Origin of the sequence: Massilia sp. CFBP9012, assembly GCF_034045115.1 — a bacterium.
Lineage (GTDB): Bacteria > Pseudomonadota > Gammaproteobacteria > Burkholderiales > Burkholderiaceae_D > Telluria.
The window spans coordinates 179,964-193,318 of the sequence record NZ_JAXCWM010000001.1 but is presented as its reverse complement, the minus strand read 5'-3'; the positions used below and the strand labels follow the sequence as shown (position 1 = coordinate 193,318).

The 13,355-nt window shown below is 67.7% G+C and carries 11 protein-coding genes; 8 read left to right on the top strand and 3 right to left on the bottom strand.

Annotation, left to right across the window (positions count from 1 at the left end; genetic code table 11):
* Positions 1 to 41: 41 nt before the first annotated feature.
* Positions 42 to 1,112, bottom strand: a complete 1,071-nt coding sequence (locus tag SOM61_RS00785) for an ABC transporter substrate-binding protein (RefSeq protein WP_320472305.1) — start codon at positions 1,110 to 1,112, stop codon at positions 42 to 44.
* 210 nt (positions 1,113 to 1,322) lie between these two features.
* Here SOM61_RS00785 and SOM61_RS00780 point away from each other — a divergent pair, with 210 nt between their 5' ends.
* Complete coding sequence (locus tag SOM61_RS00780) at positions 1,323 to 2,510, top strand: sigma-54 interaction domain-containing protein (RefSeq protein ID WP_320472304.1); 1,188 nt, start codon at positions 1,323 to 1,325, stop codon at positions 2,508 to 2,510.
* A gap of 15 nt (positions 2,511 to 2,525) precedes the next feature.
* On the opposite strand, the gene SOM61_RS00775 is transcribed toward SOM61_RS00780, so the two are convergent.
* Complete coding sequence (locus SOM61_RS00775) at positions 2,526 to 3,566, bottom strand: ABC transporter substrate-binding protein (RefSeq protein WP_320472303.1); 1,041 nt, start codon at positions 3,564 to 3,566, stop codon at positions 2,526 to 2,528.
* Positions 3,567 to 3,799: 233 nt separating this feature from the next.
* Here SOM61_RS00775 and SOM61_RS00770 point away from each other — a divergent pair, with 233 nt between their 5' ends.
* Entirely contained in the window at positions 3,800 to 4,867 is a 1,068-nt protein-coding gene (locus SOM61_RS00770) for an ABC transporter substrate-binding protein (protein ID WP_320472302.1), read from the top strand.
* A gap of 7 nt (positions 4,868 to 4,874) precedes the next feature.
* Here the strand turns inward: SOM61_RS00770 and SOM61_RS00765 are convergent, their stop codons facing one another.
* On the bottom strand, positions 4,875 to 5,465 hold the full coding sequence (locus SOM61_RS00765; protein ID WP_320472301.1) for a malonic semialdehyde reductase: 591 nt from the start codon (positions 5,463 to 5,465) through the stop codon (positions 4,875 to 4,877).
* Between the two features lie 213 nt (positions 5,466 to 5,678).
* On the opposite strand from SOM61_RS00765, the gene SOM61_RS00760 reads away from it, so the two are divergent.
* The 6 genes from SOM61_RS00760 (at position 5,679) to SOM61_RS00735 (ending at position 13,348) form a co-directional block, all read left to right on the top strand.
* Positions 5,679 to 6,692 carry an LLM class flavin-dependent oxidoreductase gene (locus SOM61_RS00760; RefSeq protein WP_320472300.1) on the top strand — a complete coding sequence of 338 codons (1,014 nt, stop codon included), beginning with the start codon at positions 5,679 to 5,681 and terminating at the stop codon, positions 6,690 to 6,692.
* 27 nt (positions 6,693 to 6,719) lie between these two features.
* Positions 6,720 to 7,877, top strand: a complete 1,158-nt coding sequence (locus tag SOM61_RS00755) for an LLM class flavin-dependent oxidoreductase (RefSeq protein WP_320472299.1) — start codon at positions 6,720 to 6,722, stop codon at positions 7,875 to 7,877.
* A 216-nt stretch (positions 7,878 to 8,093) separates the two neighbouring features.
* The gene (locus SOM61_RS00750) at positions 8,094 to 10,484 is read left to right on the top strand and encodes a TonB-dependent receptor (RefSeq protein WP_320472298.1); all 2,391 of its coding nucleotides are present in this window, start codon (positions 8,094 to 8,096) and stop codon (positions 10,482 to 10,484) included.
* 134 nt (positions 10,485 to 10,618) lie between these two features.
* Positions 10,619 to 11,368, top strand: a complete 750-nt coding sequence (locus tag SOM61_RS00745) for a class II aldolase/adducin family protein (protein WP_320472297.1) — start codon at positions 10,619 to 10,621, stop codon at positions 11,366 to 11,368.
* Between the two features lie 10 nt (positions 11,369 to 11,378).
* Entirely contained in the window at positions 11,379 to 12,458 is a 1,080-nt protein-coding gene (locus tag SOM61_RS00740; RefSeq protein ID WP_320472296.1) for an ABC transporter substrate-binding protein, read from the top strand.
* Positions 12,455 to 13,348 carry an ABC transporter permease gene (locus tag SOM61_RS00735; protein WP_320472295.1) on the top strand — a complete coding sequence of 298 codons (894 nt, stop codon included), beginning with the start codon at positions 12,455 to 12,457 and terminating at the stop codon, positions 13,346 to 13,348. The genes SOM61_RS00740 and SOM61_RS00735 overlap by 4 nt, the downstream gene beginning before the upstream one ends.
* Positions 13,349 to 13,355: the final 7 nt, after the last annotated feature.

The following is a 13,355-nucleotide window of genomic DNA, read 5'->3' as shown; positions in this document are numbered from 1 at the left end:
GTCCCCGCCTTCGCGGGGACGACGCATTCAGGCCAACGGATTCAATGAACGTAGACGGCGCCTTGGACGGGTGGATAGATTGCATTGGCTGGCGAGGCCCGGCCGGTGAATTGCAGCGCCTCCGCCAGCGGCGCCGGATCGATCCAGTCATCGATATCGAAATCGCGCCGTATAAACCCCCACTCGAGCAGGAATTCCTTCTGCGACGCCAGCCCCGCCAGCCGCACCGGATCGAGTCCCGGCGTCAGGCTGCGGTGCAGGGCGGGCCCCAGCGCACCGGTGACATCAAGGGCGGTATATCCGGGATTCTCGAGCGCCGCCAGTTGGCCCACCTCGTCCGGATGGTCGCGCGCCCAGGCGCCCGCGCGCAGCAGCACGCCCAGGTAGCGGCGCACGATGCCGGGATGGCGCGCCAGGAAATCGCGGTCGACCGTGATCGGTCGTGGCGTGCCGTTGTTCACCCGCTGCAGCGGATCTTCCAGCCGGTTCAGGTCGGCGATCGCGCGCAGGGACGGGTCGCGCGCCGCGGCGTGGCCCTGGGCGCCGCGCAGGAAAACCGCGTCCACATAGCCCGACTTCAGCGCATCGAGCTCGATGTCGCGCCCTGGATCGCGCTGCGGGAATTCGAAATCGGGCGACTCGATATGGGTCCAGCGCGCGCGGCGCGGATCGAGTCCGGCCGCGTTCAATGCGGTAGCAAAGCCCCGTTGGGCGCTGGCGCGGTGGATGTCGATCAGGGCGCGCCGACGCAGCGGCAGTCCGAGGCGCTTCGTATTCAGGTCGGCCAGGGTCTGGATGCCGCTGTCGCGGCGCACCAGGATGCCCTGGTATTCGTCGACCCAGGTGATGCCCACCACCACCGCGCCCTGGCCCTCGGAGCGGGCCCACAGCGCCGGCACATTGCCGCCTTCGCGGAACAGGCCTGTCTGGCCATGGTGGTAGTAGGACAGGCGGATGTCGCGGCTGGCCGCGTCTTCCAGCGAGCGCAGCGAGGTGGCGCCGCCGTCGAATTCGGCGTGCAGCCAGCCCTTGCCGACGGCCAGGCCGGTGGCGGTGGCGCCGCCGCGGTGGCTGTACCAGAGCTGGATCGGGGAATGCAGTGGTGATGTCATGTGTTGTTTCCAGGTTGTCGTATCCACAGTCAGAGCAAGCGCCGGGCCAGCGCAAATCGCCTGTCGATTGCTGATTTCTGCGCAGCTTTTGCTGGCTGGCGCGCAGTTTCGGCGCAGTTTCGGATATGCGGGCGTGGATATGCGTAATCCGGATAAGCTTGCGTCGGACAATTCGTTCGCAGCGCGGCGGCGCGCGACTATAGTCAGGACATGAACCTGACCGCCCCCTACCTACCACCCGAATTCGCGCGCAACGCCCAGCTCGCGCGCGGCGGCCCGGACGCCGAACCGCTGGTGGCGTTCACCGACGCGCCCAAGACCAGCCTCCTGGTGCGGGCCACCGCCTTCGTGTTCGCCGACCCGCGCTCGCGCGCGCTGCAAGAGATGATCGAGCGGGTGGCACCCAGCGAGGCCACCATCCTCGTCACCGGCGAGACCGGCACCGGCAAGGAGCTGATCGCGCGCCACGTGCATGCGCTGAGCCGCCGCAGCGGCGGAAAATTCGTGGCGATCAACTGCGGCGCATTCTCCGAAACCCTGATCGAGAGCGAGTTGTTCGGCTACGAGAAGGGGGCGTACACCGGCGCCGTGCAGGGCAAGGCCGGCTGGTTCGAGACCGCCAACGGCGGCACGCTGTTCCTCGACGAGATCGGGGACTTGCCGATGCCGATGCAGGTCAAGCTGCTGCGCGTGCTGCAGGAGCGCGAAGTGGTGCGCCTGGGCTCGCGCCAGACGGTCCCGATCGATGTGCGCCTGATCGCCGCCACCAATGTCGACCTGGCCGAGGCGGTGCGCGCCGGGCGCTTCCGCGAAGACCTGTATTACCGTTTGCAGGTGATCGCGCTGCCGCTGCTGCCGCTGCGCGAGCGGCCGGGCGACGTGATGCCGCTCACGCGGCATTTCGTCCAGGTCTATGCCGAGCGCCTGCACCTGGGCGAGGTGAGCCTGTCGCCGGAAGCCGAACTGGCCCTGCGCCAGTATCCGTGGCCGGGTAACATCCGCGAACTGGAAAACGTGGTCCACCGCGCGCTGCTGGTGTGCCGCAATGGCCGCGTCGCCCCGGCTGACCTGAGCCTGTCGCCGCTGATGCAGGCGCCGGCGCCGATGGTTGCGCCAGCTCAGCCGGTGTACTTCGCCGCGCCTTCCGCGCCACTCCAGCCGTCGATGCCCGAACCCGAGCCGCCCGCCGCCATCGCCTGCGAATCCGAGCGCTTCCAGGCCGCCTGGCAGGCGCTGCTCGATTCGGGCGAGCAGATCACCTTCGAGGCCCTGCAGCTGCAGCTGGTGGTGGCCGCCTGGGAGAGCAGCGACCGTAACCAGCTGCGCACGGCCCGCTACCTGAACATCAGCCGCAACGTGCTGCGCACCTATCTCAAGAAGGCCGGCGTCCTGGCCTGACGCCGGCCGGTTTTTTCAAGCCGCCAACTGCTCCCGGCTGTCCAGCAGCGCGCGCGCCGCCGCCAGCGGCCGCGCGTCGGCCCAGGCGCGCACGTCGACGTCGCGGTCGAGGAAGCCGTGGACCAGCTGGAAGTTCTTCTGCTGTTCGAACAGGGCCAGGCGCTCTTCGGACAGGTCGGGCGCCAGCGCCGTATGGAAGCCGTCGCGGTAGGCGGCGGCCACGGCGTCGCCGCCGGCCTGGGTCTCCTGCTGCAGGATCGCCCGCACCTCGTCGCGGTGCCGGGCCGCCCAGTCGGCGGCGCGCAGCGTCTGGGCCAGGAAGCGGGTCAGCAGGTCGAAATGGCGCTCCAGGAATTCGCGGTGCACGGTGATCGGCCGCGGCGTGCCGTTGTTGACGCGGTGACGGCGCTGGGGCAGGGCGTCGAGGTCGATGCCGACTTCGACGCCAGCCGCCCGCGCCGCCTCCACCGCCGCCGCGCCTTTTACATAGACCGCATCGACGTCGCCGCGCACCAGGGCCGCGATGCCCTGCCACAGGCTGGCGCCGGGGGCGGCGCCCGGCGGCGCTGCTTCGGGGCTGCCCACTTCTTCCAGGATCACGTCGGCCAGGCCCAGGCCGACGCTGGCCAGCGCTCCGTGGTAGCCGGCCAGGCTCATGCCGCGTGCGATGCTTCGTCCGCGCCGGTTCCATTCGAGGTCGTCGCGGCGAAACACGGGCAGCGCCAGGCGCTTGCCCTTCAGGTCGCGCGGGCCGCGGATGCCCGAACCTGGCCGCACCAGGATGGTTTGCCACTCGTCGATCCAGGTCAGGCCGACCAGACGGGTGTCGGCGCCTTGCGCGCGCGCCGGCAGGGCCAGCAGGTTGCCGCCTTCGCGGACCAGTGTCGTCAGGCCGTGGTCGTAATGGTGGCGCGCCAGCTCGCCGCCGCTTTCCTGCAAGGTCTTGATGGCGATGCCGTCGGCGGCGAATTCCTCGGCCAGCCATCCCAGCTTGTAGGCCAGGCCGGTGGCGGTGGGGACGGGACATCGGGTAAACCAGATCGTGTCAATGCTCATGCGCTCAGCTCCTTCGGTGGGCAGGCCGAACGGCCCGGTGCCTGTCAGGGATGCAGGAAGCGTGCCGGTGCTGGCCACGGAGGATCTGCTGGATTTGCGGCAGCGTGTGCGGACCGCTGCTGCGGCGTCAGCAATCGCTGCTCCGGAGCCAGTAGCTGCCCGCCGCGCGAGGATGGCACGTGTCTTGCGGTTGAGATACCGACGTCGTCCAAGTCCATCACCGAGGAGAATCCATGAGTACCGAACCATCACGCCCGCTCGACACCCTGTGGTACACCCGCTGCCCGGTGCCGACCGCGCTCGGCATCGCCGTTCAGCAGGGCTGGCTCGAAGAGACGCTGGCCGCACGCGGCACCGCTGTCAAATCGCTGCGCGAGTCGGACCAGCGCGCCGTGCGCGAATCGCATTTCGACCATACATTGCAGAACTCCGTGCGCCACGGCGGCAACATCCCGGCGCTGTGGGCGCGCGCGGCGGGCAGCGCTACACGGCTGATCGGCCTGTCGTGGGCCGACGAGACCCAGCGCATCCTGACCCTGCCGACCAGCGGCATCCGCACCCCGCGCGACCTCAAAGGCCGGCGCTTCGGCCTGCCCAGGTGGACCAACGCCCAGATCGATTTCGCCCGTGCGCAAGCGATTCGCGGCCTGGAGAACGCGCTGCGCCTGGATGGACTCGAGGTCAGCGACGTGGAACTGGTCGATTTCGTGATCGAGCAGGGCCAGAGCGACGCGCCGGCCGAGCGGGTGGCCGGCACCAATGTCTTCGGTGGCCAGCGCCGCAGCGGCGGCCAGGCGGCCGAGCTGGTGGGCCTGCTGCGCGGCGAGGTCGATGCGATCTTCCTGAAGGGCGCCATCGCGGCCCAGCTGGCGCAGCTGTTTGGCCTGCACACGGTGATCGATACCGGCGTGCATCCGGAGCCGCTGGTGCGCTCGAACAACGGCACCCCGCGCGCGCTGACGGTCGACAGCCACCTGGTCGAGCAGCACTTCGACGTGGCGGTGGACATCGTCGACCAGGTGCTGCGCGCCCAGGAGTGGGCACGCGCCCATCCGGACGATACGCGCCGCTTCCTGGCGCGCGAATCGAATACCAGCGAATACTGGGTGACGGCGGCCTACGGGCAGGATGCGCATCAGCGGCTGGACACCTCGCTGTCGGAAGCGAACATCGCCGGCCTGCAGGACTTCGCCGACTTCTTGCTGCGCTGGGAATTCCTGTCGGCCGCGGTCGACGTGCGCGGCTGGATCGATGCGCGGCCATTCGACGCGGCGCTCGCGCGCCGCCTGCGGGCGGCCTAGCGCGCTCTCAGAGAACGGTGACGGCCTGCGCGAACTCGAGGCGCGGGCCGCGCGCGCGTAGCGATTCCCGGTCACCGTAGCCGAGGTTGACGAGAAAATTGGCGCGGTACCGTCCGTCCGCAAAGAACTCGCGATTGACGGCGTCGGCGTCGAAGCCCGACATCGGACCGGTGTCCAGGCCCAGCGCCCGCGCGGCCAGGATCAGGTAGGCGCCCTGCAGCGCGGCATTGCGCTGCGCCGTCGACTCGAGCAGGGCCGGGTTGGCGTCGAACAGCGCCTTGGCATCGTAGACCGGGAATTGCTCGGGCAAGTGCTCGTGAAAGCGCAGGTCCTGGGCCACGATCACGACCGCCGGCGCCGCCAGGGTCTTGTCGCGGTTGCCGGACGAGAGGGCTGGCGCCAGACGTTCCTTCGCCTCCGGCGACTGCACGATGACGTAGCGCGCCGGCTGGGCGTTGAAGGCGGTCGGGCCCCATTTGAGCAAGTCGTACAGGGCCGCGATGGTCTCGCGCTCGACCGCGCGCGGCAGGAAGCGGCTGTAGGTGCGGGCGCTGCGAAACAGCTGGTCGAGGGCGGCGTCGTTCAGTGGTGAGGACAAGGTCGGTACTCCCGGGGTTGGATGAAGGGAATGTCACCCGCACGCAAGAAGCGCTCCAGCCGCGGCCCGCGCTTGCCGCTGCGCGGGATGCAGCAGGCTGTCGTTTTGTGGCCAGTGCGTGCGCGCCGGGTGCTGCGTGCGCAGCAGCCCGGCCATCGGCCGCATGGCACGCATTCTGCTCGTCTGGAGCTTACCACTTCACGAGGATCCCGTATGACCACCGAATTCATCTGGCAACTGCCCACCAGCGGCGACGGCCGCTACTCGCAGGCGCAGCGCAGCCGCCGCGGAGAGCGCGCCGCGCCGGGCCACATTCCGTTCTCCGAAGGCGTGAGCGATCCGCGCGGCGACCGCTTCAATTACTTCGACTACCTGCACCAGGTCGCGCGTGCCGCCGATATCACCGGCTTCGATGGCGTGCTGGTGCCGCATGACCTGGAAGGCGACGAATCCTGGATCGTGGCCGGCTACCTGGCGCGCGGCACCCGGCATGTGCGGTTGATCGCCGGCTTCGATGCGGGTTGGGGTTCGGCGGTCTACGCCGCCAAGAATGCGGTCAGCTTCCAGCGCGCGACCGATGGCCGCTTTGGCTGGCAGATCGTCGCGGGTGCGGACGAGGCGACGCGCCGGCGCCATGCCGACAATGTCCCGCAACACGATGTACTGGCGCGGATCGATGAATTCGTGACCGTCGCACGCGGCGTGCAGACCAGTGCGCCCTATGACTTCAAGGGCCGTTTCTTCGAGGTGCAGGGCGGGGGCTTCCGTGGGCCGCTGGGCGGCAACCCCTTGCCGCCGGTGTACCTGGGAGGCACATCGGAAGAGTCGCTTGCGCTGTCGGCGCGCCAGGCCGACGTCCACGTGTTCGACGCCGCCCCGGTCGGGGAGCTGCGTGCGCCCATCGCGCGCCTGCGTGAACTGGCCCAGGGTCGGTCGCTCGCGATCGGACTGCGCATCGACGTGCTGGCGCGCGAAGACGCCGCGGAAGCGGAGCGCGAGGCCGCGCTCTACCTGGCGCAGAGCGGGCAAGAGCGTGCCGGCTTCGAGCGCCGCACCCTGGTTGGCAGCTATGACGAGGTCGAACAGCGCCTGGCCGAGTATGCCGAGGCCGGCGTCACCAGCTTCGTGCTGGGCGCGACGCCGCATCTCGAAGAAGCATGGCGCTTCGGCGAGCACGTGCTGCCGCGCCTGCGCAGCCGCTTGAACCAGAGCCGCCAAGCCGCCTGACCCTTTCCGTATTCAAGGACATCCATCATGACCATCGATATCTTCTGGCGTATTCCAACCCATGGCGAGCCGAGCTCGCACCGCAGCCGCGCGCCGCACCGAGGCGACTGGTTCCCCGGCAACGACAACTTGCGCAACCCCAGCGTCGGCGGCGGCAGCGGCGGTTTCAGCTACATCGACTACATTGCCGAGATCGCCCATGCGGCCGAGATCTCCGGCTTCCAGGGTGGGCTGATACCGTCGTTCCCGATGACCGACGAGCCGTGGGTGATCTCGAGCCTGCTGGCGCGCGAGACCTCGACCTTCCGCTTCATGATCCCGTTCCAGCCGGGCTTCCTGAACCCGGTGGTGGCGGCGCGCATGACGGCCAGCCTGCAGCGCGCCACCGGCGGGCGGGCGCTGTACAACGTCATCACCGGCGGTGGCGGACCAGCCCAGTTGTGGTGGGGCGACTCGGCCGGCCATGACGACCGCTATACCCGCACCACCGAATTCCTCGACATCGTGCGCGGCGTCTGGCGCGGCGGCTCGTTCTCTTACCAGGGCAAGTTCTACCAGGTGGAAGATGCGGGCCTGGCGCATCCGCTGTCCAGCCAGGAATTCCCCGAGATTTACTTCTCAGGCTCGTCCGACGCGGCGCTGGCCTCGGCTTCGAAGCATGCCGACTACTACCTGACCTGGCTCGAGCCCTTCGAGCAGCTGCGCGAGAAATTCGCCAAGGTCAAGGAAAAGACCGACAAGCTGGGACGCAAGATCAAGTGCGCGGTGCGGGTCGACATCGTGGCGCGCGCCACGGAGGAAGAAGCGTGGGCCGAGGTGGCGAAGGGCTTTGCCAATGCCGACAAGGCCACGCTGGATGCCTTCCTCGGCGTGGACGGCAGCGATTCGGTGGGCGCGGCGCGCCAGCGCGGCAACCGGCCGACCACGGTCAACAGCTACAAGGACCTGATCGTCGAGCCGAATATCTGGTCTGGCTTCAATCTGCTGCGCGGCGGCCAGACCCAGGGCATCGTCGGCAGCTACGAGCAGGTGGCGCAGCGGCTGGACGACCTGGTGCAGCTGGGCGCCGACGCCTTCATCCTGGCCAGCACGCCGCATCTGGAGGAAGCCTACCGGGTGGGCGAGGAAGTGCTGCCGCTGGTGCGCGGGCGCGCCGGGCAGCAACTGCTGCGCGCGGTCGGATAGAGCGCGTTCCCTTGACGGGCAAGAAGGCCGGGGCGACCCGGCCTTTTCTTTTGCTCCTTGCGCGGCACCGGTTCGCGCTGCACTGCACCAATCCCAACACTCGCGCGCGAACTGCTAGCTAATCAACATAAAAATGCCGCGAATCGGCGATTTTCAGCGGGCACGGTGCTTGCGAATAGAACAGCGTCCAACGACTTTTTCTAATAAAGGATGCATATGCGCAGTTCGACTTTTCCTGTCACCCCGGGGCACACCACCAATCTCAATCCAACCCTGCTGGTGCGCGCCATGCGCGCCGCCTTCGCCGTGACGCTCGGCGGCTGCGCGTTCGCCGGCATGGCGCATGCCGCGCCAGAAGACGCCCTCGACGCCGCCGACGCGCCGGTGGAAGCCGCCCCTGAACCTGCGCTGGCGCCGGTGACCTTGCAGACCGTGACCGTGACGGCGCAAAAACGCGAGGGCCGGGCCCAGGATGTGCCGAGCGCGATCACGGTATTGGGCGGGAACGAACTGCTGTCCGAAGGCGTGGGTCGTTCGGCCAGCGAGATCCTGAACTATGTGCCCAATGCCTCAGCCGGCACCCAGCAGCACAGCCGCCCGCGCTGGTGGATCCGCGGCGTCGGCGCCGGCCAGCAGCAGCTCGATTTCCCGAACCCGGTCGGCTTCTACCGCGACGACGTCTATATCAGCAATTCGAGCGCGACCGGCTTCCCCTTGTTCGACCTCGAGCGCGTGGAAGTGCTGCGCGGCCCGCAAGGCACCCTGTGGGGCAAGAACACCACGGGCGGCGCCATCAACGTGGTGTCGCGCAAGCCGAGCGCCCAGACCGATGGCTACTTCAAGGCCGACTACAGCAGCCATGACACGGTGCTGCTGCAGGGCGCGATCGGCGGCAGCATCAAGGACGACGTGCTTACCGGCCGCATCTCCTTCCATTCGGAGGAGCAGCACGAGGGCAACTTCAACAACGTGTTCAAGGGCACGAAGGATGGAGAGCTGAAGGACAACGCCTTGCGCGCCCAGCTGCGCGCCAAGATCAACCGCGATTTCACCGCCAATCTGTCGCTGCATTACCGCGACTACCAGGTCGACGGCGCGACCACCACGGTGGCCAGCTACGCCGCCAACGGCGTGTACCGCAACGGCTACGTCCCGTCGCGCGATCCCGAGGACGTCAGCAGCAATGCGCCATCGGTCCAGAACATCGAGCAGAAAGGCGCCAACCTGACGCTCGAACACGCGTTCGGCGACTATGCACTGACCTCGATCACAGGGTATGAGGACTTCGAATCGGACAGCCTGACCGATTCGGACAACTCTCCGCTCGAGATCAGCCGGGGCCGTACCGAGGCGCGCAGCCGCCAGTTCTCGCAAGAGCTGCGCCTGGCCTCGCCCAAGGGCGACCGCATCAACTGGGTCGGCGGCCTGCATTATTTCAGGGAGACGATCGATTCGGATTCCTCGGTGGCGCGCCTGCCGGAACCGATCGCGGCAGCGTTCCTGCCCAGCACCCAGCCGGCGGGATACAACAACACCCTCTACGAGCACAAGACGCGCAGCTTCGCCGCTTTCGGCAGCGCCACCGTCGACCTCACCGAGCGCCTGCTGGCCACCATCGGCCTGCGCTGGACCACTGAGACCAAGGATCTCGACCTGCGCCGCATCCAGGCCGCCTCGAACACGATCAACTTCGGCAGCGCCGACAACTGGTGGAACACCCTCGTCGGCGGTAATTTCGGCGCGCCGGCGGTGGCCCGCAATAACTTCACGTCGAACCCGTCGACCACCTGGCGCGCCTGGACCTACGACTTCACCCCGCAGTACAAGATCGACGAGAACAAGCGCGTCTATTTCAAGTACGCGCACGGCATCAAGTCGGGCGGCTACAATACCAGCGCCGCCGACGTGCGCGCGCTGAACACGGTGGAGCCGGAAGAACTCGATTCGTACGAGGTCGGCTTGAAATCGGAATGGCTGGGCCGGCGCCTGAACCTGAACGCCAACCTGTTCTACTACGATTACCAGAAGGTGCAGGTCAATATCACCGGCATCTACAACGGCGACCCGACCCAGACCGTCAACTACCTGCAGAACGTCGACCGCGCCCACGTGTATGGCGCCGAGTTCGAGCTCGAGGCCCGTCCGACGGAAGCGCTGCACCTGCAGGCCAGCGTCGGCCTGCTGCGCACCCAGTTCGACCGCTTCGAGATCCAGAACGGCGGCGGCAGCCGCAACGGCAACGAGTTCGTGCGCTCGCCGCATGTGACGGCGCTGCTGGCGGCCGACTACAAGGTCCCGCTGGCCAACGGCGGGCGGATCGTGTTCGGCGTCGACAGCCATTACACCGGCAAGCAGTTCTACTTCGTCGATCCGCAGCTCGATTCGCGCTACCTGCTGAACCAGAGCGGCTACACGCTCACCAATGCGCGCGCCATCTATACCGCACCGGGCGGCCAGCACGAGTTCCGCATCTACGCCGACAACATCACAGACAAGGTCTATAAAAACCACTCGCTGACGGCCTTCGTGCCGGGCACCACCAACGGCGACGTCGTGTACTGGGCGCCGGGCCGGCGGGTTGGCGGATCGTACACCTACCACTTCTGATCGAGACACCGTTGCTGGCGCAGCAGCAGTGCCGCAGGCCGCTGCTGCTGCGCAGCCAACAGTTGCCACTCCCAAAAGCTGGCATACGTCTTGCAACTCTTTGAATATCGAACCACAGACACCGGAGAACGACCATGAGCGACATCCTCGAAGCAGTCAAACCCGACACCACCACCCGCCTGAGCGACAAAGTCCTGGCTTTCGTCGAACAAACCCGCAAGGACGCCCAGCTGGCATTTTCAGCACTGCGTGAGACCGGCAGCCTGACGGCTTTCGGCACCGTCGGCTTCGTCGAACGGGTGCCGGGCGAAGACCTGGTGGTCATCGTCAATGACCCGGGCCCGTTCCGCAAGGGCGAGCCGCTGGTGGCCACCGTCGCCGGGCTGGATGGCACGATCCACGTCGGTGACAACAAGGGCGGCGGCGGGGCGGGGCGTTACCTGAAGCTGTTCAATAGCCACCCGGACGTGACCACCATCTCTCACGTGCACTCGCCGGCGCTCGGCGCCTGGGCCCAGACCCATCGCACCCTGCCGATCCGCTACGTGCCGGTGCAGCGATTCCAGCTGATCCGCGAGATCCCGATCTATATCGACCGCCGCCAGCCGGAGGTCGACTTCATCCTAGATGAAATCGCGAAGAACCCGTATGCGACCGCGATCCTGGAAGCCAATGGCGGCTCCACCGTATGGGGTAAGGGGGGCTTGCTCAAGACGGCCGAGTTCATCCTGCTGCTGGAAGAAGGCGCCAAGATCCAGATCGCGGCCGAGGCGGTGGGCGGCTCGCGCGACTTCGGTCCCGGTGTCCTGCTGCAGCAGTGGAAGATGAGCAAACTGATCGACCAGGCGCGTTCGCTGTCGCTGCTGCCCGCGACCGACCTGTAAGGAGCCGACCATGCCTGTTCCACCATTCTCGCAGCGGCGTCGCCTGGTCGGACTGTCGGCCGCGCTGATGCCGGTGCTGTTGTCCGCCACCCAGGCTCGCGCCGCCGAACCTTTGCCCCCGGCCTTGCGGATCGCCGCCGTTTCGCGCACTGGGACATCCGGCAAGACCCTGTTCGCCGGCTCCTCGGCGCTGGTGCAGGAGCAGGGCTGGCTGGCGGCCGAACTGGGCAAGCTGGGCGTCAAGCTGCAGTGGGTGCCGGTCACCACCAATTCAGTGGCGGTCCAGGTCAATGAAGCCTTCGCCAACAAGTCGATCGACTTCGCCCAGTACGGCGACCTGCCTTCGATCATCGCCAACGCCTCGGGCCTGCGCACCCAGTTGGTGGTCCCGGGCGGCAGCATGAACAACACCTACCTGGTGGTGCCGGCCGACTCCAACGCGCGCTCGATCAAGGATTTAAAAGGCAAGAAGATTGCGCTGCACCGCGGCCGGCCATGGGAATTCCCGTTCTCGCGCCTGCTGGCCGCCAACGGCATGACGCAGAAGGACGTGCGCATCCTGAACCTGAATCCGCAGGCCGGCGCCTCGGCGGTGGCGAGCGGCAGCGCCGACGCCTTCTTCACCCTGAGCGACGCCTTCCTGCTGGAAGATAAAAAGGTCGGCAAGATCATCTGGTCGAGCAAGCAGGCGCCCCAGGACTGGAAGATGCGCGCCGAGCTGTGGGGTGACAGCGGCTTCCTGCACAAGCATCCACGGCTGGCGCAGCTGGTGGCCACCGCCTATGTCAAGGCCCACCACAGCGCGATCGGCCCGAACGGCCGCGAGAACTACATCCGCCACGAGGTCGCGGCCGGCCATGCGCGCAGCCTGGTCGAACGCGAGTGGGAGGGCGACAACACGGACTGGAACACGCGCTGGGCGCCGCTGTTTACGCCCGAACTGCGCGCGCACTACGCCGCCGGCGCCGCCTATGCCCAGCAGGCGCGCCTGATCGGACGGCCGCTGGACACCAGCAATCTGTATGCCCCGCAGTTCGTCGAGCAGGCGCTGGCCGAGCTCAAGCTGCAGAACCTGTGGGCGAGCCGATGAATCCAGGTGTGCTGTCGGCCGGTGCGCGCGGCCTGGGCCTGGCCGAACATGCGCGAAAGGTGGCGCAACCCGGGCGCCCGGAGTCCCCGACGCCGGCCAGGGCCGTGCGGCCACGTTCCGCGCGCTCCCTGGTCGAACGCTGGCTCGACTGGCGCTGGTCGGCCTGGACCTCGCCGCTGCTGGTGCTGGCGCTATGGGTGGCGGCCACCGAGCTGGCGTTGGCGCCCGAGCAGATCCTGGTGCCGCCCTGGCAGGTACTGGTGAGCTGCTGGGAGCTGGCCGAGAGCGGAGAACTGGGCGAGCATGTCTGGATCAGCCTCTCCCGGCTGCTGTCGGGCTTCGGCTTTGGCAGTGTGCTGGGCGTCACCTTCGGCCTGGCCGTCGGCTTGTCGTCGCGCCTGGATGCGTACACGGCGCCGACCTTCCAGGTGCTGCGCCAGATTCCGTCGGTGGCCCTGATCCCGCTGTTCATCCTGGTGTTCGGCATCGGCGAGACCTTCAAGGTCGTCATCGTGGCCAAGGCCAGCTTCTTCATCGTGGCGCTGGCGGTGCACGACGCCGTCAAGAGCCTGCCGGTACGCTACCTCGAGGTGGCGGCGATGCTGCGCTTTTCGCGGCTGCAGGTGATCCGCCGGGTGGTGCTGCCGGCCATCGTGCCGGCCACCCTGACCGGAGTGCGCATTGCGCTCGGCCGCTCGTGGATGGTGCTGGTCGGCGCCGAGCTGCTGGCAGCCGAGAATGGCCTGGGGCAGATGATGGAGATGGCGCGCCAGATGTTCCGGCTCGATGTGGTGATGGTCGGTGTCGTGCTGACCGGCCTGGTCGGGCTGGTGCTGGACCGGGGCTTCCGCCTGCTCGAGGCCTGGTTGATGCGCTGGCAGCGCCGTTGAAGGGAAA